The following is a 25,444-nucleotide window of genomic DNA, read 5'->3' on the forward strand; positions in this document are numbered from 1 at the left end:
CAAGCGCAGCCACGTTTATTCGGGACGCATTTGGGGGAAGAGAATTACGTCGCGGATCGCTGCGGCATCGGTCAGCAGCATGATCAGCCGGTCGATCCCGATGCCACACCCGCCGGTCGGTGGCAGCCCATACTCCAGCGCCCGGATGAAGTCGGCGTCGTAATACATCGCCTCCTCATCCCCGGCATCCTTGGCCTTGGCCTGCTCGGCAAAGCGCGCCGCCTGATCCTCGGCATCGTTGAGTTCGGAGAAGCCATTGGCGATCTCGCGCCCGACAATGAACAGCTCGAAGCGCTCGGTAATCTCCGGATTGGCATCCGAGGCGCGGGCCAGCGGCGAGACTTCGACCGGGTAATCGATGATGAAGGTCGGTTCCCAGAGCAGGGCTTCGGCGGTTTCTTCGAAGAACAGCAGTTGCAGGCTGCCCAGACCGGGCGTGCCACGCATTTCGACCTTGCGGGCGGCCAGTTGCTCGCGCAGCCAGTCGGCATTGTTGAGCTGGATTTCGTTGTATTGCGGGCAATGCTTGAGCACAGCCTGGACCATGGTCAGGCGGTGGAAAGGCTTGGAAAGGTCGAGTTCGCGGCCCTGGTAGCTGAATACTTCCTTGCCCAGCGCCTCGCGGGCGGCGTGGCGGAGCAGGCCTTCGGTGAAGTTCATCAGCGTCTGGTAGTTTGCGTACGCCTCGTAGAATTCCATCATCGTGAATTCAGGGTTGTGGCGGGGCGAGAGGCCTTCGTTGCGGAAGTTGCGGTTGATTTCGAAAACCTTCTCGAAACCGCCGACCACCAGGCGCTTCAGGTAGAGCTCGGGGGCGATGCGCAGGAACTGCTGCATGTCGAGCGCGTTGTGATGGGTGACGAAAGGCTTGGCCGAGGCGCCGCCCGGGATCGGGTGCATCATCGGCGTTTCGACTTCGAGGAAGCCGTGGCCGGACATGTAGTTGCGGATCGAGGCGACGATGCGGCTGCGGGCGAGGAAGGTGAAGCGGGTTTCCTCGTTCATGATCAGATCGACATAGCGCTGACGGTACTTCATTTCCTGGTCGGCCAGGCCGTGGAACTTGTCGGGCAGCGGGCGCAGCGATTTGGTCAGCAGGCGGATCTCGGCGGCCTGGATGGAGAGTTCGCCGGTCTTGGTCTTCATCAGGGTGCCGACGACGCCGACGATATCGCCGAGGTCCCAGCCCTTGAAGGCGGCATAGACGTCTTCGCCGACCTTGTCGCGGGCGACGTAAATCTGGATGCGGCCGGACAGATCCTGCAGCGTTGCAAACGACGCCTTGCCCATGACGCGCTTCAACATCATGCGCCCGGCAACCTTGACTTCGAGCGGCATGCCTTCGAGTTCCTCGGCGGTTTTCTCGCCGTAGCCCTCATGCAGCTTGGCCGCGGTGTTCTCGCGCTGGAAGTCGTTCGGGAAGGCTTTTCCGGTCTTGCGCCATTCGGTGAGCTTGGCACGGCGCTCGGCAATGAGCTGGTTTTCGTCTTGCTGGACCGGGGGTTGCTGTTCGGCGTTGGACATGAAAAATCCTTGGGAAATGAGGTTTGCTGCGGTCGACCGCGTAGAACCCTGAATTTTCGCCGATTTGGGCGTTCAGGGAAAGCGTGCTGCGTCAGCCAGCAGCGTAATGAATGGCCAGCCAGATCGTCTGTTGTTCCGGAGTCGTCCATTCGACGCGATGCCGGCGATGGGCTGCGATGTCGATGAAGTCGCCGGCTTTCAGTTGCCGGGGCTGGTCCTCGTCGGCAAAACGCAGGCTGGCTTCGCCCTGGACGACGAGCACCCACTCGCCGTCAGGCTGGTCGTACCAGAAACCGGGCGGGCTGGCCTGGCCGCTCGAAACGATGCGTTCGATGCGCAGGCCCGGCCGGGCCAGTAGTTCGGTGAATTGTTCCGGGGCGGACAGGGCCGGCAGGGCGTCGAAGAGACGATCGAGCATGGTCAGGATTTTCCGAGGCCCTGGTAGAGCGGCAGAGCGAACAGTCGGCGCTCGATTTCACTGGCGAGCTGTTGATAGGCAGGGCTGCCAGGGCCGCCGAAACGGTGCCGGAAATCGCGTTCGCCAATCGCTTCCGGAAAGTCGGTCAGCGCCGGTAGCAGATCGGCGTCGGCGAACTGCGTTTGCAGAAGCCGGTCGACTCGTGCTGGCTGCTTGATCAGCAATTCGCCGAAGGCGGTGCCGGCACGATCGGCCGCCAGGTCGGCGAACGAGAAGCCGCTGCCGTGGCGGGCATCGATCAGTTCCTTGTAGACGCCAATGGCATCGGCGATCGGCTCGCCGGCCCAGGCCGCGAGGGCGGCCGAAATGACGAAGTGCTGGGCGGAGTCGACGCGGCCGAGCAGGGTCGGCAGGGTCTGGCGGGCCTTGGGCCAACTGGCGGCTTCGGGGATGAAGGAAGCGAGCTTTCGCTCCGACAGATAGGCGGCAAGAACGAAGATGGCTGCCCGCCGGTTGGCGAGCAGGTCGTTGCCGTCGCTGGCCAGCAGTGGGCCAAGCAGGGCGGTCAGCGGCAGCCGGCTACCGGAGGGCTGGGCCGCAACGAGGGTGGCCAGCTTTTCGTGGGCGGCACGCAGGTGCACCAGTTCGCCAGGGGAGACGGCAAGCGAGCGGGCGTGCTCGAGCAGCGCGGGTTCCCAGTGATAGGCGACGACGACCCGCTGGCGATCCGGTTCGAAGCGCAGTTCCTGAATGGCCTGCCGGCCCAGTTGCCATTCCCGGTCGTAGCCGGCCAGCCGGATGCCGGCTTCGAGGGCCGGTTCGACCAGCCGGGCGGGAACCGGCAGGCGCCCGATGCGTGCGCTGGCGATGCGGGGCTGGCCTGCGCTTTCCTGCACCGCAGCGCGGATGTTCAGGAAGTGTTCGCCGGGCAGTAGGGCGACGCGCAGCGTCAGGTGAATTTCGGCGACATCTTCGGTCAGTATCAATGCGCCACGCCCGCGCAGAAAGCGGGTTGCCAGGTAATTGATCCCGTCGTCGATCAGGGCGGCGGGAATGGCTGTCCGGCGGGCTTCGCCGGAACGCAGCCGGCGCGGGTCGTTGGTTTGCAGCAGCCAGCGGGCCTGGGCCACCGAGCTTGGTGAGATAGTCGCGCTGCGGCTGACCAGCGGCTGGCTGTCGAGCGCCGCCAGAAAAAGCCCCCGGCGGCCAGCCCGAGCACCAACAGCGTGCCGGCCAGCCACGCCAGGAGGCGAGCCACGCCTAGACGCCCTGTTTCAGGCTGGCCTCGATGAAGGGATCGAGGTCGCCGTCGAGTACGGCCTGGGTGTTGCCGGTTTCGTGGTTGGTCCGCAGATCCTTGATGCGCGACTGGTCGAGCACGTAAGAACGGATCTGGTGGCCCCAGCCGATGTCGGACTTGGCGTCTTCCAGCTTCTGCTGCTCGGCCTGCTGCTTGCGCAGTTCGAACTCGTAGATGCGGGCGCGCAGCATCTGCCAGGCTTCGTCGCGGTTGCGGTGCTGCGAACGGTCGTTCTGGCACTGGACGACGATGCCGGTCGGGGTGTGGGTCAGACGCACCGCCGAGTCGGTCTTGTTGATGTGCTGACCGCCGGCGCCGGAAGCGCGGTAGGTGTCGGTACGCACGTCGGCCGGGTTGATGTTGATCTCGATCGAGTCATCGACTTCCGGGAACACGAAGACCGAGGTGAAGCTGGTATGGCGGCGGGCGTTCGAATCGAACGGCGACTTGCGGACCAGCCGGTGGATGCCGGTCTCCGTGCGCAGCGTGCCGTAGGCGTAATCGCCGGTGAACTTTACGGTGGCGCTCTTCAGACCCGCGACATCGCCTTCCGACTCTTCCATGACCTCGACCGTGAAACCCTTCTTTTCGCCATACTTCAGGTACATGCGCAACAGCATCGATGCCCAGTCTTGGGCTTCGGTGCCGCCGGCGCCGGCCTGGATTTCCAGGAAGCAGGGCATCGGGTCGGACGGGTTGTTGAACATGCGGCGGAATTCGAGGGCGGCGATCTTCGCTTCCAGCTTGGCGTTGTCGGCCTGGACCGAGAGCAGGGTGTCCTCGTCGTTTTCTTCTTTGCCCATGGCGAACAGCTCGCGGCCGTCATCGAGGCCGGCGGCGACTTCTTCGAGCACCAGCACGATGTCTTCCAGCGATTTCTTCTCGCGCCCGAGTTCCTGGGCACGCTTGGCGTCGTCCCAGATCTTCGGGTCTTCCATCTCCAGGTTGAGGAGGGTCAGGCGTTCGCGTTTCTGATCGTAGTCAAAGATACCTCCGCAGCTCGGCCGCGCGCTGCGCGATGTCCTCGAGCTTGTTGGAGATGCTGTTGAGTTGTTCTGCTTCCATGAGGCTAATTCCAGTGCATTGCAAAGGCGGGATTATAGCCGTCGGGGCGCCCGAAGATGGCCGGATTGTTGCACTGCGCTGTTCCGGCCGCGGTCGCGGGCGGTTCTCGGGCACCAGACCGGTGCGGCTCCACTTCGGGCTTGCCGGGGTGTGCCCCGTTTTGGCGCTATGGCTGGCTTGAGCGACCGGTGTTGCCGATTAAACCATTGATCTTGAATTGAAATATGTCTCCGTGCTGGCGTGGCAAGAGTCTTGCATATTGCGTTGCAACAATATTCAAATAAAGCGTGAGAATCCCATGACAGAGAGTGATTCCGTGGAGGCGCCACCTGCCCGCGCCAAACTGCGCCTGCCCCAATTTCTATCCTGGCTGCTGGCCGCCCTCGGCGGTGCCGCCATCGCTCTCAGCTTTGGCGGCACTTGGCCAAGTTATGTCGGATGGCTGGGCTGCCTTGGACTGGCGGGGTCGGCGGTGATCGCCATCCGGATGTTGCTGAGCCTGGAGCAAGGGCTGGCACTGATCGACCGATTCGCGCTTGAACTGGCCGGGGGCAGGCTGGTAGCCCGCCTGGACGGCCGGCGCTGCGGCGTGCTGGGGCCGCTGGCCGAACGCCTGAACGGCATGGCGCGCTCGCTGGCCGGCGTGTTTTTGACCTTTGCCCGCATGTCGCAGGAAATTTCCAGCGTCGCCGGCGAGAGCAAACAGAACGCCAGCGGCGGCGATGCCGGCGTGCGCCGCCAGCGCGACATCACTTTCTCGTCGTCGGCGACGCTGGAGGAACTGACGGTCAGCCTCGGGGTGACCAGCGACAGCGCCCAGGGGGCCACCGAGGTCGCAGAAGCCTCGCGGCAGATGGCGCTGGCCGGCGCAGAGCGGGTCGACGGGCTGGCCGGCAGCCTGCATAACCTGGCGGCGACGGTGGACCGGACGGCGCTGAGCGCCGCCCGGCTGGGAGAACGCTCGCGGGAAATCGACGCCATCGTCGGGCTGATTTCGGAAATCGCCGCCCAGACCAATCTGCTGGCCTTGAATGCTGCCATCGAGGCGGCGCGGGCCGGCGAGCAGGGACGCGGTTTCGCGGTGGTGGCCGATGAGGTGCGCAAGCTGGCCGAGCGGACGAGCGGCGCGACGCGCGACATCGGCGAGCGGATCGAGGGCGTGCGCGGCGAAGTCGCCGGCATGATCGCGGCGATGACCCAGACCAACCAGGAGGCGGGGCTCAGCCTGGCCGACGCCGGCGAGGCGGTCGGCGATCTGCGCCGGGTCGAGGAAAACGCCCAGCGCACGCTCGACCTGATCCGCGACATCGCGGCCGCCAGCCGGGAGCAGAGCGAGGCCGGGCAGAACATCGCGCGCGACATCGAGCAGGTGGCGCAACTGGCCGATGCCAACGAACACCTGGTCAGCGAAAACAGCGAACTGTCGCGCTATCTGAGTGAGCTGGCAGTGCAACTGACCGGCGCCCTGAACAAATACCAATACGAGTGAGGTGTGGCCATGGAATGGATCATTTATTCGATGCTTGGCGCAGCCGTGGCGATTGCGTCGATTTCCCTGCTCCTCCTGCGGCGCCGGGCCTGGGTCGATGCCGGGCGCTCGCTGGAGACTTCGCTGACCGGCTGCCGGTCGTTGCTGGCGCTGATCGGGCATTTTCAACAGCACCGGGGCATGAGTTCGGCCTGGTTGTCCGGCGACCAGAGCTTTGGCGGCAAGCTGGAGAGCAAGGCGCGGGAAATCGATGACCTGTTCCAGGCCTTGCGACCGGTGGCCCGCGGTGAGAGCGGCAAGCCCCATCCCTGCCTGACCCCGAACGATCTGGCGCTGTTCCAACGGCGCTGGGAAGAGCTGCGGGAGAAGCTGGCCGGCCTCTCGGTCGAGCAAAGCATTGCCCAGCACAGTTTCCTGATCGACCAACTCCTGCAGTGGCTGGCTGCGCTCGGCGAGGCCCGGCTCGAACCGCTGGTCGGCAACCGCTGCGCCCGGGGCATGGTCCGCAACTATGCCAGCCGCCTGCCGGCGCTGACCGAATGCCTGGGTCAGGCGCGCGCCGTTGGCATGAGCGTGGCGACCCGCCAGGCCTGTTCGGCGGTGGCCCGGGTTCGCCTGATGTTCCTGGTCGCCCGCGCCGAGGCGCTGCTCAAGCAGGCTGCCGAGGGGGCGCTGCGCGGGGCCAAGGCCGAGAGTGCGACCCTGGCGGTGCACCAGATGGCCCGTCTGGTGCGCACCCGGATGCTGGTCAGCTCGGGCATCAACGTGTCGGTGCAGGAGTATTTCGATGTCGCCAGCCTGGCGGTCGACGCCGTGTTCGGCCTGATTGCCGAGCACGGCCGGCAACTGGCCGACGATGGCTTGAACGGATTGCCTGGTCGCCCGGCGGGCTATGCTCCTTCGTTCTGAACTGCCGTTCTGGCCGGCCCGCCTGCCTTTCGGCGGCGGAGGTCAGGGTGGCAGACCGGCGGAGACGGGCGGCGATTCGCCGCTGACCATGGCGGCCTTGGCGGCGAGCATCGACGGCATGCTCTTTCGCTGCCGCGCCGATGCGGCCTGGACCCTGCTCGCCGTCAGCCCGGGGTGCCGGGACTTGACCGGCTACCGGGCCGAGGAGCTGGTCGGCGACCGCGCGCGCTGTTCGCTGGGCGCCCTGCGCCATCCAGAAGACCGCGAGGTCGTCTGCGGCACCATCCTCGCCGCCCTCGACTGCGGCTCACGCTATCGCATCGAGTACCGGATCATCGGTCGCGACGGCGAAGAAAAATGGGTCCTCGAACGCGGTATCGGGCTGCGCGACAAACAGGGGCGGCAACTTATCGAAGGTCATATCGAAGATATTACCGACCGCGTGCTGGCCCAGATTCATCTGGCCGAAACCGAACTGCGTTACCGCAGCATTTTCGAGAATTCGGTGATCGGCATGTTCCAGACCACCGAAAGCGGCAGTTATCTGGCAGCCAATACGGCCCTTGCCAACCTCTATCGCTATGCCAGCCCGGAAGCCTTGATTGCCTCGCTGTCGGATATCGGCACCCGGCTCTATGTCGATCCGCTGCGTCGCGGCGAATTCAAGCGACTGATCCAGCGCAACGGCCGGGTGGTGAATTTCGAGTCCGAAGTATTCTGCTGCGACGGCGAGCCCATCTGGATTTCCGAGAATGCCCATGCCGTGCGCGCACCGGACGGTGCCTTGCTCTATTACGAGGGTACGGTCGAGGACATCACCGAGCGCCGGCGCTATCAGAGCAATCTCCGGCATCAGGCGATGCACGACCCGCTGACCGGGCTGCCCAACCGCAACCTGCTGCCCGACCGCCTGGAGCAGGCTATCCAGCGGGCGCGCCGGGGACACGGCCAGGTCGCCTTGGCCTTTGTCGATCTCGACAACTTCAAGGTGATCAACGACAGTCTCGGTCACGCCGCCGGCGACCGCCTGCTGATCGAAGTGGCCAATCGCCTGCGCGCCGTGCTGCGCGGTGTCGATACTGTGGTGCGCTATGGTGGCGACGAATTCGTGCTGATTATCGGCGAGCAGTCGTCGCCGGCGGCCAGCGCCCTCCTGCTCGAACGGCTGCAGGCCTCGATCCAGGCGCCATGGAGCCTGGAGGGGCACGTCCTGCACGTCAATTGCAGCATCGGCGTCGCCCTGTATCCGCGCGATGCCGGCGATCTCGAAGGCCTGCTGCGGGTGGCCGACGTCGCGATGTACCACGCCAAGGAGAGCGGCAAGGGACAGTACCGCTTCTATACGCCGGAACTGAATCTCGCGGCCCAGGAGCGCTTCGTCCTCGAGACGGCCTTGCGCACGGCGATCGAGCGCAACGAACTGACCGTGGTCTATCAGCCCAAGGTCGATGCGCAACGGCGGGTGCGCGGCTTCGAAGCGCTGGTCCGCTGGAACAGCGCCGGGCATGGCCTGGTGACGCCGGATCGCTTCATTCCGCTGGCCGAGGAAACCGGACTCATCCTGGCCATCGGCAAGCAGGTCCTGTTCAAGGCCTGCCGCGAGGCGGCCGCCTGGCCGCTGGTCGATGGCCATGCCCCGAATGTGGCGGTCAACCTCTCGGCCCGCCAGCTGCAGGAGCCGGGTCTGAGTGCCCTGGTCGCCGATGCGCTGGCCGAATCCGGCCTGCCACCGGAATGCCTGGAACTGGAGATTACCGAGAGCATGCTGATGGGCGATGTGGAGCAGACCATCCGCGTGCTCGAATCGATCCGGGCGCTCGGCGTCAGCATCGCCGTGGACGACTTCGGCACCGGTTATTCCTCGCTCAGCTATTTGCAGCGCCTGCCGATCGATACCCTGAAAATCGACCGCTCCTTCGTTGCCGGCTGCGACCGTGGCGCGGACAAGATGGTGATTCCGCATGCCATCGTTTTTCTCGGGCAAAGCCTCGATCTGCATATCGTCGCCGAAGGCGTCGAAACCGAAGCCGAGATGGCAGCCCTCAGCACCTGTGGCTGCAACGAATACCAGGGCTACCTGTTTGCGCGGCCGATGCAGGCGTCTGCGGTGGGCGACTATCTGCGGGAGCGGGGCAGCGGCAGGTCGTACTGTAGTTGACGCGCGCTCAGTCCGTGGCCTGGGCGGCGGCGCTTTCGCTGGCGCTGAGCGGCGGACGGATGGGGAGCACGATCCGGAAAGTGGAACCCCGGCCGACCTCGCTGTCGACCTCGATGCGCCCATGGTGGCGCTCGATGATGCTGTAGGACAGCGAGAGGCCCAGACCGGTGCCCTTGCCGACCGGCTTGGTCGTGAAGAAGGGCTCGAAAATGCGGTTGCGGTTCTCCGGCGCGATGCCCTTGCCGGTGTCGACGATCTCGATCACGACACTGTCGTCGCCATGGCGGCGGGTGCGGATGGTGATGCTGCCCTGTGTCTCGATGGCGTGGCCAGCATTGACCAGCAGGTTCATGAAGACCTGGTTGAGCTGCGAAATCAGGCAATAGACGGGCGGAATTTCGCCGTATTCCTTGGCCACGGTGCACTTGTACTTCAGTTCGTTCCAGACGATGTTGAGGGTCGAGTCCAGACCCTGGTGCAGGTCGGCTTCCTGCCATTCCTGTTCGCCGACGCGCGAGAAGCTCTTGAGATCCTGCACGATCTTGCGGACGCGGCCGAGGCCGTCCTTCGATTCGGCGACCAAGTTGAAAATGTCCTTCTGGATAAAGTCGAAGTCGCGTTCCGCCTTGATCTGATCGACCGCCCGCAACTGCGGAAAAGAGCTGTCGGTGACGGCGGTGAGCTTGTCGTAGGCATCGATGATGGCCATCAGGTCGTGCAGATAGCCGTCCAATGTGCCGAGATTGGAATGCACGAAACCGATCGGGTTGTTCAGCTCGTGCGCGATACCGGCTGCCAGTTGGCCGATGGACGCCATTTTTTCCGATTGCAGCAACTGGTTGTTGGCAGCTTCCAGCCGCTTGTTCAACTGCTGCTGCTTGACCAGATTCTCGGCAATCAACAGCTGTTGCTGCTTGCGTTCGGTGATGTCGGTCAGAACACCATCGTAGAAGGCGACCCGGCCATCGGCGTCGCGCACGACCTGGGTGCGGTCGACGACCCAGATGACCCGGTTGGTGGCGGTGATCAGGCGATATTCCTGCTCATAGCCGGTGGCTCCGGCCGCCGTATGGCGGCTGACTTCTTCGGTGACCCGCGCCAGGTCGTCAGGGTGAAGCAGATCCGCGAAAGGAGGTTGGCCGGCCAGCAATTCGTCGGGTGCATAGCCCCATTGCCGCACATTGTCGGAAACGAAGGCGACCGGCCAGCCTTCGCTCGCCGCCCAACGGAAGCAGACCACCGGGCTGGCATTGACCACCTGCATGGCCAGGCGCAGGTCGTTTTCGGTCCGCTGCCGGCGCACGATACGCCAGGTTTCGTTGCCGATCAGGAGGACGGTTTCGATATCGAAGTCGGTGTAAAGCTCCGCTTTGTTGCCGACGCCGGTCATCATGCGCACGGTGCCGCCGTCCATTACCGGAACACTGAGCAGGCGGATCAGGGTCGAGTGCCCGGGCGGCAGGCCGCGCTTGTTGGCAGCGCCGATGTAGTCGTTGATGACCACCGGGGCCTTGGCGCGCGCGGCGTCGGCCCAGATGCCGGCCTGGGTGATCGGATAGTGGCAATCGAAAGCCGCCGTGCAGTATTTTTCCAGCGTGTTTTGCGACCAGGCGACCAGTTCGATGCTTTCGCCGCCCTCATTGACGAAATGCATGAAGCCGATGCTGCTGCCAGTCAGGGCTTCGGCCTGCTCGAGGGCGTATTTCATGAATTCGGTTTCGGAAAGCGCCTCGGCCTTGAGTGGCAGTTCGAGCAGTACAGCGGCGCGTTTCACCTGCTGGGCGAGGGCGCGTTCGGTTTCGTGATGCTGCGTCATGTCCTCGATGACCACGGCAAAACTGTCGAATTGTCCCGCCGGGTTGCGTATGCCGCGGGCCGAGATCTGGGCGTGGACGACCGAACCGTCGCGGCGCAAAAAACGCTTTTCCAGTGAATAGCCGTCAATTTCACCGCGGATGACCGCTTCGAAGCGCTCTTCGTTGCTCGCTAGGTCATCCGGGTGTGTCATTTCGCTCCAGGTCCGGCCGAGCATTTCTTCAGGCGTGTAGCCGAGCATGCCGGCGAGCGCCGGGTTGACCTCGATCCAGCGCTTGTCCGCCGACGAGCGGGCCATGCCGACCATGGCGTGGGCGAACAAGGCGCGGAAATGCCGTTCCGAATAGTTTTCCGGGCTCTCGAGCGGCATCGGTGAGGGGCCGTCGGTCATGGCAAGTGCGGCGTGCCGCGCTGAGTGATTTCCTTGGCCAGGCGGAAGGCTTCGCGGACCTGCTCGCGCAATTGGTCGTCATCCCAGGGCTTGGTCAGGAATTTGTAGATGGCCCCGCGGTTGATCGCCCCGGTGACCGAGTCGAGATCGGTGTAGCCGGTGAGCACGATGCGCACGGTGTCCGGGTAGAGCTGGCGGACACGGGCGAAAAATTCGGTACCCGACATCTCCGGCATGCGCTGATCCGAGAGGATGACCTGCACCGGGTGTTTGGCCAGCAGGTCGAAGGCTTCCAAGGGCGAACTGGCGGCGAGGATTTGGTAATTCTCGCGGCGCAGCAGCCGGGTCAGCGCATTCAGGATGTTCGGCTCGTCGTCGACGAGGAGCAGGGTCTGGCCTGCACTGGTCGGCATGTCGCCGAGTGGCAGGCGCTTGTTGCCGGCCAGCAGCTGCTCGAATTCGGCGGGCGGCAGCGCCCGGCTGAACAGGAAGCCCTGCATCGCGTCGCAGCGCCGGCCCCGCAGGAAACTGGCCTGGGCCTCGGTTTCGACGCCCTCGGCCAGCACCGATAGATTGAGGCTGCGCGCCATCACGATCGCCGCCGTGGCGATCGCCGCGTTGACCGGGTTTTCGGTGATGTCGCGGACAAAGGCCTGGTCGATCTTGAGCTTGTCGAAGGGAAAGCGGGAGAGGTAGGCGAGCGACGAGTAGCCGGTGCCGAAATCGTCGAGCGACAGCTTGACGCCGATTCCCTTGAGCGAGCGACACATGGCGATAGCGGCATCGGCATCGTCGATGAAGGCGCTTTCGGTAATCTCCAGTTCCAGCGCCCCGGGGGGCAGGCCGCTATCGGCCAGGGTCTGGCGGACGACTTGTTCCAGATTGGCCTGACGGAATTGCCGGGCCGACAGGTTGACCGCGACGCGCAGGGCGATCAGCCCGAGATCGAGCCACTGCCGGGTCTGCAGGCAGGCCGTGCGCAACACCCATTCGCCGATGGGCAGGATGAGGCCGGTTTCCTCGGCAATCGGGATGAATTCGACGGGCGAAACCGAGCCGAACAGCGGGTTATACCAGCGCAGCAGCGCTTCCATGCCGATGATGTTGCCGCTTTCGAGGCTGATCTGCGGCTGGTAGTGGACGCTCAGTTCGTTGTTTTGCAGGGCGTCGCGCAAGGCGCTTTCGAGTCCGAGCCGGCGCGCGGCGTCGGCATCCATTTCCGGCGAATAGAAGCGGAAGGTGTTGCGTCCCGCCTGCTTGGCCCGGTCCAGTGCGGTATCGGCCGTCTTCAGCAGTTCGACGGCGGTGCTGCCGTCGCGCGGGGCGACGCTGATGCCGATGCTGGCGGTAATCACCAGCGGCTGGTCGGCAACCACGAAGGGTACCGAAATGGCATCGAGGATGCGCTGGGCGAGCGCGATCGCATCGCGTTCCTGGCCGAGGTTGGCCATCACGAATCCGAACTCGTTGCCCGACCGGCGACCGATCGTGTCGCCATCGCGGACCTGGAGGTGCAGGCGCCGGGAGACTTCGAGCAGGACCTCGTCACCGGCCGGCGGGCCGAGCGTTTCGTTGACCACGCGGAAGCGGTCGAGGTCGAGCAGGATGACGGCGGTCTGGCGAGTGAAGCGGTGGGCGTTGAGCAGCGCCTGGCCGAGACGGTCGGTAAACAGGTTGCGGTTCGGCAGGCCGGTCAGCGGATCGTAGCTCGACAGGTACTGGATGCGTTCGTCGGCCGCCTTGCGCTCCGAGAGGTCGCTGAAGATGCCGGCGTAATGGGTGAGCTGGCCGGCGGCATCGCGCACCGCGAAAATGCTCAGCCATTCGGTGACCAGTTCGCCATCCTTGCGGCGGTTGGTGATTTCGCCCTGCCAGTTGTCGTTACGGCTGATCGACTCCCACATCGCCCGGTAGAAGGCCGGGCTATGCACGCCCGACTTCAGCAGGTTCGGCTTCTGGCCCTGGGCTTCGCTCGCCGAGTAGCCGGTGACCCGGAAGAAGGCGTCGTTGGTGAGCAGGATGTGGCCTTGCGGATCGGTGATGCAAATACCGTCGCTGATGCCGGTAAATACTACCGAGGCCAGCCGGTGCTCGGCATCGGCCAGCTTGCGCCGGCTGATGTCGGCCATCGTGCCGACGGTCATTTGCGGGGCGCCCCGCTGGTCGCGGCTGATCACCCGGCCGCGGATTTCCATCCATAGCCAGTGCCCGTCGCGATGCCGCATGCGCACTTCGTCGAGATAGATGTCGTCGCGGTCGGCCAGCGCGGCGCCAATGCCGGCGTCAAGCGCCGCCCGGTCGTCCGGGTGGACCAGTTCGAAACAGCTGGCGATGGTCGACGGCGATTGCTCGAGGCCGAGAATGTGGCACAGCGAGTCGTTCCATTCGCTGCTTCCGGTCCGCTGGTCGTGCTCCCAGATGCCGAAGCCGGATACTGCCAGCGCCACCTGCAGACGGTTCTCGAGCCGCGCATTCTCGGCCACGCGGCGATTGACTTCCTGTGTTAGCCAGGCCTGCTCGCGGGCCTGGCGGTCCCGCGCCTGCTTGAGTTCGAGCTGAGCCCTGACCCGGGCGCGCAGCACCGCCGGCTTGATCGGCTTGGTGATGTAGTCGGCAGCGCCTTCGAGCAGCCCGGTTTCCTCGTCTTCCGGGCGATCGAGGGCGGTAACGAAAATCACCGGGATATTCTGTGTCTCCGGGCGGGCCCGCAGTTCGGCGAGGACGGCGTGACCGTCCAGGCCGGGCATCATGACATCGAGCAGGATCAGATCGGGGCGCGGCTCCAGGCAGGCATAGCGGATCGCGGTCGCCCCGTTGCTGGCGACCCGGACGCTGACATCGAGCGCGCCCAGCATTTCGGAAAGCGTGCCCAGATTGTCCGGGACGTCATCCACCGCGAGCACGACGGGACGCGCAGTGCTGCTCGAATCACGCTCCTGATCGGTCATGCCGGTATCACCCCTGGATATTGTTTATCTGCCGTCAGTTTCGCTCGCCAGCGGCGCTCAGGCAAGGGCAGGATCCGCTTAATTGACGACATGGGCAGCCAGCCTGGCGACGATAGCTTCGACAACCGGCAAGGCAGCCTCGTAATCGAAGCTGCCGATGGCCAGCTGGAGGCGCCGGCATTCGTCGGGGAAGGCTGACTGGAGCAGCTTCTGCAGGCGTGAAAAAATCTGGCTGGCTTCGACGTTGCCGGTCCTCAGGTCTTCGGCCAGCAGGCTCAGATCGGCGCCGAGGGCGGCGAAATCGCTCAGGTCCGGCCCGGCACCGGCCAGCGGTTCAGTCGCCGGGGGCAGCCGCCCGAGCTCAGATACTTGCCGAGAACGGTATAGAGCGCCTCGGGTTCCACCGGTTTGGCGAGAAAGTCATTCATTCCGGCCTCCAGGCAGCGCGCCATGTCTTCAAGGTAAGCATTGGCGGTCAGGGCGACGATGGGGATCACCGCGCCGCCGGGCAGGGCGCGAATGCGTCGGGTCGCCTCCAGGCCGTCGAGGATCGGCATCCGGATATCCATCAGGATCAGGTCGGCGCCACCCTCGGTAAAGCGCTCGATCGCCTCCTGACCATTGTCGGCGGTAATGACCCGGAGGCCCGCCGCTTCGAGGATGGCGCAGCCGATTTCACGATTGATCGCTTCATCCTCGACCAGCAGCACGCAGCCGTGCAGGTCCTTGGCCTCGGCCAGCAGCGGCGCTTGCCGGGCGATCGGCTCACCCGACGGGGCGGCCAGGCGGGCGCTGATCCAGAAGGTGCTGCCGGCGCCGGGCGTGCTGCTGACGCCGACCCTGCCACCCATCAGTTCGGCCAGGTGACGGGCGATGGCCAGGCCGAGGCCGGTTCCGCCGAAGCGCCGGGTGGTCGACGCGTCAAGTTGTTCAAAGGGATTGAACAGACGGGGGAGGTCGGTTGGCTCGATACCGATGCCGGTATCGGCGACCGCAAAGCGGCAGATCATGGCATCGCCGTCCATGGCTTCCAGTTTGCCGGAGAGCGTGATCGAGCCGTGCGCGGTGAACTTCAGGGCGTTGCTGGCGAAGTTGAGCAGTACCTGGCGCAGCCGCGTCGCATCGCCCTGGGCCAGGGCCGGCAATTCCCGGGTGTCGACCACCACTTCCAGGTTCTTGCCGACGGCCTGGTCGCGAATGACGCCGGCCACCGAGTGCACGATATCGGCCGGGTCGAAGGTCTGGTTGTCGAGGACGATCTTGCCGGCTTCGATTTTCGAGAGGTCGAGAATGTCGTTGATCAACTGCAGCAGGTGCTGGGCGGCGTCCGAAACCTTGTTCAGTTTCTCGCTCTGCTCGTTGCTGAGCGGGGTTCGCGACAGCAGATAGGCGAGGCCGATGATGGCATTCATCGGCGTCCGGATTTCGTGGCTCATGTTGGCGAGGAAATCCGATTTTGCCCGGTTGGCGGCTTCTGCGGCCTCTTTGGCGAGCGCCAGTTCGTTGGTGCGCAGATCGACCAGCTGTTCGAGATGATGACGGTAGGAGGCAAGTTCGTCCTCGATCCGGCGCCGTTCGGTAATGTCTTCCTTGATCGCCACGTACTGGCTGATCCGGCCGTCGCTCTGGCGGACTGGGGAAATGATCGCCAGTTCGGTATAGAGGGAACCGTCCTTGCGCTTGTTGCGCAGTTCGCCGCGCCAGATGGCGCCGGAAGTCAGGCTTTCCCACATCGAATGGAAGGTCGCCTGGTCGGTCTCTCCGGATTGCAGAATGCGTGGGTTTTCGCCGATCACCTCTTCGGCGGTGTAGCCGCTGGTACGGGTGAAGGCCTGATTGACGTAGATGATCCGGGGTTCGGTGTCGGTGATGACAATGCTGGTCGGGCTTTGTTCGACGGCGGTGGACAAACGCCGGAGGTCCTGTTCGCCGGCTTCGAGGGCCGCCACCTTGTCGGCCAGCAGGCCGTTCAGGGTTTCGATGGCGATCCGGTCGTCGGCGTATTGTTCGGCGCGTTGTTCGAGGGCGGCGGCCATGCTGTTGAAGTGCTGATCCAGCCTGCCCAGTTCGCGCGGGGTCTTGGAGTTGCTGATCCGGGCCGAGAAATCGCCGCTGGCGACCTTCTCGGTGGCCGCTTCGAGGCGTCCGACCCAGCGCTCGATCAGGCGGTAGAGGTAGTAGCGGGCGAGCAGGATCGAGAGCAAGGTAACGGCGACGAGCAGGGCGAGGCGCAGCGAATAGCTGCGGTCGATGACGGCAAGGGTGTGCTGTACCGGTGCGCCGATGCTGACCACCAGTTCTTCTCCTGCCATCTGGAGGCGACTGAGCACGAACAGGCGCTCGATGCCGTCGATGTCGTTCAAGACGATACTGCCCAGCCCATCGCGTAGCGCATTCACCAGGCGACTGCGGTTTTTCTCGTCGAGGCTGGCGCCACGCCAGATATCGGGATCGGGATGGTGCGAGACGATGCTGCCATCGCGGTGAAACAGTGTCGAGGTCCAGTCTTTCGGTAGCTGGAAATTGTGGGTCAGGCGGTCGAACCAGGTGATATCGCTGGCGATGAACAGGGTGGCCCGCAAGTGGCCGGCCGTGTCGCGCATGGGCAGGCCGAAGACGACGCCGGGCTTGCCCGAAATGCGGCCGAGAACGAACTCGCCGTGGGTGATGTCCTGGGCGCTACGGGCTTCGCGGAACCACGTGCGATCGGCAACATTGACCTGCCGGTCGCTCGGGCGGGCGCTACAGAAAACATCGCCGTTGGGGAGGACGGCCCCGAGATTGGAAAAATTTTCCGCCGACTGCAGCAAGCGCGCGACCAGGCCGGTGCAGCTGGCGGGATCGAGATTCTTCATGTCGTCGGCGGCGGCCATGATGCGCAGGAGCTGACGAACCTGGCGCAGCGAGGCATCTTCCGAGACCTGGCTGGCCTGCAGCATCAGACGGGCCCGATGCTCGATGTCGGCGATGGCGGCCAGGCGCTCACTGCGGTAGTCGACAAGAGTCAGCATCACCAGCGGCAGAATGGCGAGTGTCAGAACCAGCCAGAGTCGACTGCTCAGCGAGAAACTGGAAGCGGGCATGCGTTTGATGATGTCCTGAACGGGGCGGCAGCCCTTCAATACTCAACTGAATGGCGCGCCCTGTAAACCCGCTTGTCGCCAGCAGCGGGGCAGCACCCGGTTATGCCGGGAAAATCTATTCCAGATGCTCGACCATCAGCTGGGTCGTTTCGACGCCCATGTATTCATTGATCGCCAGCCGGAAGGCAATCCGCGTGTTATGGCCGGGCTGGCGGCTGAAATTGAACTGGATGGCATCGATCCGGGTGTCGCTCTTGCGCAGGCGCAGCTTGAGGTGCTTTTCCTTGAGCACGCGCTGCTGCTCGACTTCGAATTCGTCCATGAACAAGGGCGCCGGGAAGCCCTGGCCCCAGATTTCGTTTTCCAGCAGGCGGGCCATCTCCAGTGAGAAATAGCCGCTTTCCAGCGCGCCGTCGGTTTCCAGCGTGCGGGTCAGGTCGGCCGGGGCGAGCAGTTCGCCGGCGACCTGGGCGAAGAGCTCGCGGAACTGTTCGAAATTTTCGGCGCGCAGCGTCGCGCCGGCTGCCATCGCATGGCCGCCAAAGCGCACGAGCAGGCCGGGGCACGCTTGGCGACGAGATCGAGCGCGTCGCGCAGGTGGAGGCCGGGAATCGAGCGCCCGGAACCCTTGACGATGCCGCCTTCGCCGGGGCAAAGGCGAAGACCGGGCGGTGCAGCTTGTCCTTGATGCGCGAGGCGAGGATGCCGACCACCCCTTCGTGCCAGCTTTCGTCGAACAAGGCGATGCCCGGCGTGCTGTCGTTGGCATCGAGCGATTCGAGCAGGATCAGCGCCTGTTCCTGCATGCCGGATTCGATTTCGCGACGTTCACGGTTCAGGGCGTCGAGCTGCTGGGCGATGTTCAGGGCGCGGGCAGGATCGTCGGTGAGCAGACATTCGACACCGAGCCGCATGTCGGCTAGGCGGCCGGCAGCATTGAGACGGGGGCCGAGAATGAAGCCGAGGTCCATCGCCGTCGCCTTTTTCGGGTCGCGGCCGGCGGCCTTGAAGAGGGCGGCGAGGCCGGGCTGCAACTGGCCGGCGCGCATGCGCTTGAGGCCCTGGCTGACCAGGATGCGGTTGTTGCGGTCGAGCTTGACGACGTCGGCGACGGTACCCAGCGCAACGAGGTCGAGCAGGACGGCGAAATTGGGCTCCGGATGGTCGGCGAAGTAGCCGCGTTCCCGCAGTTCGGCGCGCAGGGCGAGCATCACGTAGAACATGACGCCGACGCCGGCGATGCACTTCGAGGGAAAGTCGCAGCCCGGCTGGTTGGGGTTCACGATGCAGTCGGCGTCGGGCAGCGTTTCCGCCGGCAGGTGGTGGTCGGTGATCAGCGTCGCGATGCCGTGTTCGCGGGCGCGATTGACCCCTTCGATACTGGCGATGCCGTTGTCGACGGTGATGATGAGGTCGGGCGACTGTTCGGCGGCGACGTCGACGATTTCCGGCGACAGGCCGTAGCCGAGCTTGAAGCGGTCGGGGAGCAGGAAATCGACGGTGGCGCCGAGCATTTTCAGGGCGCGCATGCCGACGGCGGTGGCTGTGGCGCCGTCGCAGTCGTAGTCGCCGATGATCAGCATGCGGGCCTCGGCTTCGATGGCGTCGGCCAGGATGTGGGCGGCGTCGCTGGCGTGGGTGAGGGCGGTCGGCGGGATCAGCGACTTCAGTTCGTAGTCGAGTTCGGCCTTGTCCTTGACGCCGCGCGCGGCATAGAGGCGGGCGAGCAGGGGGTGCAGGCCCTGCTGTTCGAGTTGCCAGACGACGCGTTGCGGAATGCTGCGGGCGACGATGCGGGTCACGGGTTTCCTTCGGCCAGTTGGGCGGCGATGGCGGCGAGCGGACGGCTCTGGCGCCAGAATTTCCAGCGATCCCGGCCGAGCAGGGACCAAGTCAGCTCGCCGTAGATGGTCGGGGCGACGATGGTCAGCGTTTCGACCTCGCGGCCGAGCGAGCCGCGCAGCGGTTGGAACCATTCGCTTTCCAGGGCCTGCCAGGTTTCGCGCCAGCCTTCGCTGTCCTCGTAGAGCACGGTCGGCAGCAGGCTGTCGAGGACGACGAGCTGGCTGGTTGCGGGCGATGCCAGGCTCAGTGTGGCCTGCAGTCCGGCCGGGCGGGGATGGACCGGCGTGCCGGCGGCGCGGGCGAGGCCGACGGCCAGCGGGTTGTCGCTCCAGACGGCGGTGAAGCGGCCGGGTTGCGGCCGGGCCAGGCGCCCGCCGCCCCACAGCCACAGACTGTTGATGACCGGCTTGCCGGCGCTCTGCCGGCGTTCGTTGACCGGATGGCCGTGCAGGAACATCTGGACTTCGTTGAGCCAGCGGGTCAGCGTCGCGTTCTTGTCGGAAATTTCGCTGTCGACCCGGCGCCCTGCGACGGCTGAAATCGGCCCAGCGGCATGTTCGACCGGGGTGTTCAAGCGCAGATACCAGCGCCGGGTGGCGGCGAGGTGAAACTGGCCGATGTCGGCGAATTCGGCGTTGAGCGCGGCGACGATGGCAGCCGCCTCGTCGTCTTCGAGTTCGAGGGCGCCGGCATCGGCGAGGATGATGCGTTCGTGGTGAAAGCGCAGGTGCACTGGGTCGGCACACAGCCAGTGGCCGTCGACCGCTGCTTCGCTGACGTCTTCGCCGAGCAGGCGCAGAGCGCCAAAGGGGGCGTCGCCAAGGCCGAACTGGCGGGCGAGGGCGACTTCAAACGGCAGGCGCGGTTGGCGTCGGAACTCGGCGTGGGCGGCCAGCCATTCGAAACCGGGTGCGGGCAGCTTCCCGAGGGTTAGTTGGTCGGCCGGTTCGGGCCAGATCAGTTCGGGAACGAGCAGGGTAAGGCGCACGGGGAGCGGGGTCAGGCCAAGGGGGAATGGGAGAAGAGTGTACCATAGCGACTTTTCATACTATCCCCGCCGCATGGCCCTGCCCTACGAACTGCTGATCGGTCTGCGCTACACGCGCGCCAAACGCCGCAACCATTTCATTTCCTTCATTTCGATGATCTCGATGCTCGGCATCGGCCTCGGCGTGGCGGCCCTGATCGTCGTGCTCTCGGTGATGAACGGCTTCCAGAAGGAACTGCGCACGCGCATCCTCGGGGTCGCCTCGCATATCCAGATCACCGCCATCAACGGCGAACTGCCCAACTGGCCGGCGCTCGCCGCGCAGGCCATGCAGCATCCGGAGGTCAAGGCCAGCGCGCCCTTCGTTCAGTCACAGGCGATGTTCACGGTCGATGGCGGGGTCAAGGGGTCGCTGGTGCGCGGCATCCTGCCCGACCAGGAAGACCGCGTTGCCGATTTCCGCAAGACGATCAAGAGCGGCAGCCTGGACGACCTGCGCCCCGGCGAGTTCGGCGTCGTGCTCGGGGCCGACCTGGCCCGTTCGCTGCACGTCTTCACTGGCGACAAGGTGACGCTGATCGCACCGCAAGGCACGGTGACGCCGGCCGGCGTCGTGCCGCGCCTGAAATCCTTCAAGGTGGTCGGTATCTTCGAGGTCGGTATGTTCGAGTACGACTCGGGCCTGGCGCTGATCCATCTGGCAGACGCCCAGAAGCTCTATCAACTGGGCGACAACGTCACCGGGGTTCGCCTCAAGGTTGACGATCTCTTCCAGGCGCCGCGCATCGCCCGCGAACTGGCCCGTTTCGTCGATGCCGACGCCTATCTGCACGACTGGACGAAGAGCCACGCCAACTTCTTCCGCGCCGTACAAATTGAGAAAAATATGATGTTTATCATTTTGTCACTTATTGTCGCGGTGGCAGCATTCAACCTGGTTTCGACGCTGGTCATGGCGGTAACCGACAAGCAGGCCGACATCGCCATCCTGCGCACGCTCGGCGCCCGGCCCTTGTCGATCATGGGGGTGTTCGTGATCCAGGGGGCGCTGGTCGGGTTCATCGGCCTCGGTTTGGGCGTCGCTGGTGGCGTCGCGCTGGCGCTGAACATCGATGTCGTGGTGCCCTTCATTGAAAGAATGCTCGGTGTGCATTTCCTGTCGAAAGAGGTCTATTACATTTCCGATCTGCCATCCGAACTGCTGTGGAGCGATGTCTGGGGCGTGACGCTGATCGCTTTCGTGCTGGCGCTGCTAGCGACGCTCTACCCGAGTTGGCGGGCATCGCGCGTCAATCCGGCGGAGGCCCTGCGCTATGAGTGAGCCGATTCTGGTCGCCCGCGATCTGGGCAAGGTCTTCCGTGGTGGCGGGCTGGAGGTGCCGGTCCTGACCGGCGTCAGCCTGGCCATTCAGCCGGGCGAAACGGTCGCCATCGTCGGTGCCTCGGGTTCCGGCAAGAGCACGCTGCTGCACCTGCTGGGGGGCCTGGATGCGCCGTCGGCCGGTAATGTGACGCTGATGGGGCGCGATTTCTCGGCGCTCGGCGAGGTGGCGCGCGGCGACTGGCGCAACCGGCATCTCGGCTTCGTCTACCAATTCCATCACCTGCTGGCTGAGTTCTCGGCCCTCGAAAATGTGGCCATGCCGCTGCTGATTCGTCGGGTCGAGCGTACGGCAGCCCTCGAAAAAGCCGCTGAAATGCTCGGCGCCGTGGGTCTTGGTCATCGCCTGGAACATCGCCCCGGCGAGCTTTCCGGCGGCGAGCGCCAGCGCGCCGCGATCGCCCGCGCCATGGTCAGCGAACCGTCCTGCCTGCTGGCCGACGAGCCGACCGGCAATCTCGACAGCCACACAGCGGGTGTCGTATTTGACCTGCTGATCGAGCGGGTGCGCGTGCAGCAGGCCAGCTTGGTCATGGTGACCCACGATCACCGCCTGGCCGGGCGCGCCGATCGCGTATTGGCGCTGAGCGATGGTGGTCTGGCCGCCTGAAACTGCCGGATTGTTGACGTGCTATTCCGCGTATTCGGATAGCATTCAAAAAACATGTTTCGGAGAGTAATCATGCAAGCCTTGTTCCGTCCCGCGATTGGGTTGATGAATCGCCTGAGTTACAAGAGAAAGTTCTTGTTTCTCGGCATTGCGGTGGTCGTCGTCATGCTGGTGTTGTTGTTTACCGTCTATGCCAACCTGAAGCGCGATATCGATACGGCGCAACAGGAACTCACCGGATTGCAGATACTCAAGCCGATGAATCGCATGGTGCAGCACATGCAGCAGCATCGTGGCCTCTCCTCGGGGGTCCTGAATGGCAACGAGGCGATGAAGGACAAGCGCGCCGGCAAGGAGAAGGAGGTCGTCGAGGCGCTGGCCGCGACCGATGCCGAACTCTCCCCGAAGCTTCGCGAAATGGCGGTCTGGAAGGACATTCGTCAGGACTGGGAAGCGATCCGCAGCACCGGACTGAGCTGGGCACCGCCGGACAACCTCAAGCGTCACTCGCTGATGATCGACAAGGTGCTGGTCTTCATGGCCGATGTCGCCGACGAGACGCAGCTGACCCTCGATCCCGAGATGGATACCTACTATTTCATGGATACGGTGGTTTCCAAGATGCCGGCGATGCTTGAGCCGCTGGGCATCACCCGGGCGCGCGGGACCGGTGTGTTGAGCAAGAAGGAATTGTCGCCGCAGTTGCGGATCGATATTGCATCCTTGGTTTCCCAGATGGCGAACACCCTGCGTGCCCAGAACGCCAATCTCGCGAAGGTGATGCGCTACGCGCCGAACCTGCAGGCCGGGTTGAACGGTCCGGCGACTGAGTTTTCCGCCGGGGCGGAGAAAATATTTGCGCTGGTGCGTGAGGACATCCTGAGCGAGAAGTTCGCGACCGCACCGCAGGATTACTTCGCCCAGACGACCCAGATTATCGATCTCGGCTACAAGATGATGTTCGATACGCTGATTCCCCAGTTCGAGCAGCAGTTGCTGGCGCGGAAGGCAGCGGCGCAGCGGGTGCTGACTTTTGATGTCGCGTTGTCCGCCGTGGTCATGCTGGTGGTCGGCTACCTGGGGATCGGTAGCTACTACTCGGTGATCGGCAGCGTCCAGGTGTTCTCCGCAGGGGCACGTCGCCTGGCTGATGGCGACCTGACCGTGGAATTCAAGATGGACGGTTCGGATGAGCTGCATGCTGCCGGCCGGGATTTCAGCGACATGGCGGTGGCGTTCCGGCAGTTGCTGGGCCGTATTCAGAACGATGTGCAGCAACTGCGGGCGGCCGCCTCGCAGCTGGCCTCTTCCAGCCATCAGATTTCGGGCAGCGCCAGCACCCAGAGCGATGCCGCCTCGAGCATGGCGGCGGCGGTCGAGCAGATGACGGTGGGGGTCGATCATATTTCCAAGAATGCACAGGAAGCTCAGGCCCACTCGCAGGAATCGGATCAGGTGGCCACCGAAGGGGCGCGTATCGTCGAGTCGGTAGTCAGCGAGATCAGGGATATCGCCGAAACGGTCAACCAGTCGGCGGCGGCCGTCGAGGCGCTGGGCCAGCAATCGGACCGGATTTCGGCCATCGTCGGCACCATCAAGGAGATCGCCGACCAGACCAATCTGCTGGCGCTCAATGCTGCCATCGAGGCGGCGCGGGCCGGTGAGGCCGGGCGCGGCTTTGCCGTGGTGGCCGACGAAGTGCGCAAGCTTGCCGAGCGCACGGGGAAATCGACTCAGGAAATCGCCGGCATGATTTCGGCCATCCAGTCCGGCACGGCAACTGCCGTTTCGAGCATGAAGCGGGGGGTCGAGCGCGTTGCAGCCGGTGTCGATCAGGCGCAACTGGCCGGCAGCACGATCGGCCTGGTGCAGGTTCAGTCGCGCCAGGTGGTGGGTGCCGTTTCGGAAATCACCGTCGCCTTGCGCGAGCAGGCTTCGGCCAGTACCGAGATTGCCCAGAATGTCGAACGCATCGCCCAGATGGCCGAGCAGAACAATTCATCCGCCGGCGGCAATGCAGCGACGGCCGACAGTCTCAGCAAACTGGCCGAAACCCTGAGCGGCGAAGTCGCTCGTTTCAGGATCTGAGCGTCTTGCGCCGCCGCCAGGCAATAATCAGATAGAGGCGCCAGGTGGCCTGGGTGGCAAAGTAGCCCACGGTGGCCAGGCCAATGGCGAGCACGATGAGCCCGATGCCCAGCGGCTGGGCGGCGGCAAGCATCCAGGCCTGCATGGCCTGGGTCCAGCCGACGAAATCCGTGGCGCTGAACTCGGGGGGCGCAATGAAGCCGTTGCTTTCCCCAATGAGCAGCCGGCCGAGTTGATAGGCCAGGACATAAAGCGGGACGATGGTTAAGGGATTGGTGTACAGCGTGACGACCAGGGCGAGCGGCAGGTTGACGCGAAAGAGCAACGCACAGATCGCGGCGCCGATCATTTGCAGGGGGCCAGGAATCAGGCCGCAGAACAGGCCGACGGCGACCGCCCCGGCGGCCGAATGACGGTTCAGATGCCACAGTCGCGGGTGCAGCAGCGAGGACGCGAAGGGCCGCAGCCAGCGGTTGCGGCAGATCGTTTCGTGGTCGGGCAGGTATTTCTTCAGGCGACTTCTCATTTCTCCATTATTGCAGGATGCGACTGAATATTCTCGCCTTCGCGACCGGAGTCCTGCTGCTGCAAATGCAGCCGGAACTGCCTGGGGTGTGGCTGTGGGCGGTCGCCGGCGGCGCGCTGCTGCTGCCGCGTCTGCGTTGGTCGGGCTGGCCGGCGCGCGGGTTGGCTATCGTCGCCTGCTGTAGCCTGGGTTTTGCCTGGGCCGGCTGGCGGGCCGAGATACGCTTGGCCGACCAGTTGCCGGCCGCATGGGAGGGCCGGGATATCGAGGTGATCGGCGTCATCGCCGGTCTGCCGCAGGATTTCAGCAACGGTACGCGCTTCGAGTTCGTCACCGAAATGATCCTCAGCACCGGGGCCATCGTGCCCGAGCGGCTCAACCTTTCCTGGTACCAGGGGCGACGCGATGGCGAGGCCTTCGAGCGGTTGCCGGTGCGTCCGGGTGAGCGCTGGCGCTTTACGGTCCGCCTGAAACGGCCGCACGGCAACGCCAATCCGGGTGCTTTCGATTACGAAGCCTGGCTGCTCGAACGCGATATCCGGGCCACCGGCTATATCCGCCCGCAGCCGCCGCAACGGCTCGACGCCATGGTCTGGCGGCCGGACTATGTGATCGAGCGCCTGCGCCATGGTGTGCGCGCCCGTTACGCTGCCATGCTGCCGCCAGAAAATCATCCCTGGGCCGGCATTCTGGTGGCGCTGGCGGTGGGCGATCAAAAGGCGATCCAAGGTGAACTGTGGACAACCTTCAACCGCACCGGCACCACGCATCTGATGTCAATCAGTTAGCTATAAAAACTATGTTTTGGTAGATAAGTGATCAGCATTAGTTATCTATTAACACTAATTCTATTGGGCTATCAGGTAGCCATCTGTTATCTATCAAAACGTAAGTTCGTATAATGCA

At 64.4% G+C, this 25,444-nt stretch carries 16 protein-coding genes and 1 pseudogene; 7 read left to right on the top strand and 10 right to left on the bottom strand.

From position 1 onward, the window contains the following. Nucleotides 1-15: 15 nt before the first annotated feature. The 4 genes from lysS to prfB form a co-directional block, all read right to left on the bottom strand. Entirely contained in the window at nt 16-1,524 is a 1,509-nt protein-coding gene (gene lysS, locus NQE15_RS10980) for a lysine--tRNA ligase (RefSeq protein ID WP_265949723.1), read from the bottom strand. A 91-nt stretch (nt 1,525-1,615) separates the two neighbouring features. Next, a complete protein-coding gene (locus tag NQE15_RS10985; RefSeq protein WP_265949725.1) occupies nt 1,616-1,942 on the bottom strand; it encodes a cupin domain-containing protein in 327 nt (108 codons plus the stop codon). A 2-nt stretch (nt 1,943-1,944) separates the two neighbouring features. Continuing rightward, nucleotides 1,945-3,183 carry a hypothetical protein gene (locus tag NQE15_RS10990; protein ID WP_265949727.1) on the bottom strand — a complete coding sequence of 413 codons (1,239 nt, stop codon included), beginning with the start codon at nt 3,181-3,183 and terminating at the stop codon, nt 1,945-1,947. Nucleotides 3,184-3,202: 19 nt separating this feature from the next. Further along, a protein-coding gene (gene prfB, locus NQE15_RS10995) for a peptide chain release factor 2 (protein ID WP_265949730.1) occupies nt 3,203-4,307 on the bottom strand; the annotation gives its coding sequence in 2 pieces (ribosomal slippage) (nt 3,203-4,225 and nt 4,227-4,307; 1,104 coding nt in all). A 298-nt stretch (nt 4,308-4,605) separates the two neighbouring features. Between prfB and NQE15_RS11000 the strand changes: the two genes are divergently transcribed. From NQE15_RS11000 to NQE15_RS11010, 3 genes are read left to right on the top strand one after another with little or no spacing between them, the layout of a single operon-like run. Next, complete coding sequence (locus tag NQE15_RS11000) at nt 4,606-5,796, top strand: methyl-accepting chemotaxis protein (protein ID WP_265949732.1); 1,191 nt, start codon at nt 4,606-4,608, stop codon at nt 5,794-5,796. 9 nt (nt 5,797-5,805) lie between these two features. Continuing rightward, nucleotides 5,806-6,705 carry a nitrate- and nitrite sensing domain-containing protein gene (locus tag NQE15_RS11005; RefSeq protein ID WP_265949735.1) on the top strand — a complete coding sequence of 300 codons (900 nt, stop codon included), beginning with the start codon at nt 5,806-5,808 and terminating at the stop codon, nt 6,703-6,705. Then, complete coding sequence (locus tag NQE15_RS11010) at nt 6,689-8,863, top strand: putative bifunctional diguanylate cyclase/phosphodiesterase (protein WP_265949737.1); 2,175 nt, start codon at nt 6,689-6,691, stop codon at nt 8,861-8,863. The genes NQE15_RS11005 and NQE15_RS11010 overlap by 17 nt, the downstream gene beginning before the upstream one ends. Nucleotides 8,864-8,870: 7 nt before the next feature. On the opposite strand, the gene NQE15_RS11015 is transcribed toward NQE15_RS11010, so the two are convergent. The 5 genes and pseudogenes from NQE15_RS11015 to NQE15_RS11040 all read right to left on the bottom strand — a co-directional run bounded on the left by NQE15_RS11015 (nt 8,871) and on the right by NQE15_RS11040 (nt 19,933). Further along, the gene (locus tag NQE15_RS11015) at nt 8,871-11,069 is read right to left on the bottom strand and encodes a PAS domain S-box protein (RefSeq protein WP_265949739.1); all 2,199 of its coding nucleotides are present in this window, start codon (nt 11,067-11,069) and stop codon (nt 8,871-8,873) included. Then, entirely contained in the window at nt 11,066-14,017 is a 2,952-nt protein-coding gene (locus tag NQE15_RS11020; protein WP_265949741.1) for an EAL domain-containing protein, read from the bottom strand. Before NQE15_RS11020 ends, NQE15_RS11015 begins: the two co-directional genes overlap by 4 nt. Nucleotides 14,018-14,322: 305 nt before the next feature. Continuing rightward, a complete protein-coding gene (locus NQE15_RS11025) occupies nt 14,323-17,100 on the bottom strand; it encodes a response regulator (RefSeq protein ID WP_265949744.1) in 2,778 nt (925 codons plus the stop codon). Between the two features lie 115 nt (nt 17,101-17,215). Further along, nucleotides 17,216-18,902: pseudogene (gene recJ, locus NQE15_RS23870) on the bottom strand (single-stranded-DNA-specific exonuclease RecJ). After that, entirely contained in the window at nt 18,899-19,933 is a 1,035-nt protein-coding gene (locus NQE15_RS11040) for a hypothetical protein (protein WP_265949749.1), read from the bottom strand. The pseudogene recJ and the gene NQE15_RS11040 overlap by 4 nt, the downstream one beginning before the upstream one ends. A gap of 73 nt (nt 19,934-20,006) precedes the next feature. Here NQE15_RS11040 and NQE15_RS11045 point away from each other — a divergent pair, with 73 nt between their 5' ends. From NQE15_RS11045 to NQE15_RS11055, 3 genes are all read left to right on the top strand, one after another. Then, complete coding sequence (locus tag NQE15_RS11045; protein ID WP_265950242.1) at nt 20,007-21,254, top strand: lipoprotein-releasing ABC transporter permease subunit; 1,248 nt, start codon at nt 20,007-20,009, stop codon at nt 21,252-21,254. Further along, nucleotides 21,247-21,924, top strand: coding sequence for a lipoprotein-releasing ABC transporter ATP-binding protein LolD (gene lolD, locus NQE15_RS11050; protein WP_265949751.1), 678 nt, complete (start codon nt 21,247-21,249; stop codon nt 21,922-21,924). The genes NQE15_RS11045 and lolD overlap by 8 nt, the downstream gene beginning before the upstream one ends. Before the next feature lie 72 nt (nt 21,925-21,996). Continuing rightward, nucleotides 21,997-24,012, top strand: coding sequence for a methyl-accepting chemotaxis protein (locus tag NQE15_RS11055; RefSeq protein ID WP_265949754.1), 2,016 nt, complete (start codon nt 21,997-21,999; stop codon nt 24,010-24,012). On the opposite strand, the gene NQE15_RS11060 is transcribed toward NQE15_RS11055, so the two are convergent. Next, nucleotides 24,002-24,538: a DUF2062 domain-containing protein gene (locus NQE15_RS11060; RefSeq protein ID WP_265949756.1), complete on the bottom strand. Its 537-nt coding sequence runs from the start codon at nt 24,536-24,538 to the stop codon at nt 24,002-24,004. The genes NQE15_RS11055 and NQE15_RS11060 overlap by 11 nt on opposite strands. A gap of 17 nt (nt 24,539-24,555) precedes the next feature. Between NQE15_RS11060 and NQE15_RS11065 the strand changes: the two genes are divergently transcribed. Then, a complete protein-coding gene (locus NQE15_RS11065; RefSeq protein WP_265949758.1) occupies nt 24,556-25,326 on the top strand; it encodes a ComEC/Rec2 family competence protein in 771 nt (256 codons plus the stop codon). The last annotated feature ends 118 nt before the right edge of the window (nt 25,327-25,444 follow it).

The organism is Dechloromonas sp. A34 (assembly GCF_026261605.1).
Lineage (GTDB): Bacteria > Pseudomonadota > Gammaproteobacteria > Burkholderiales > Rhodocyclaceae > Azonexus.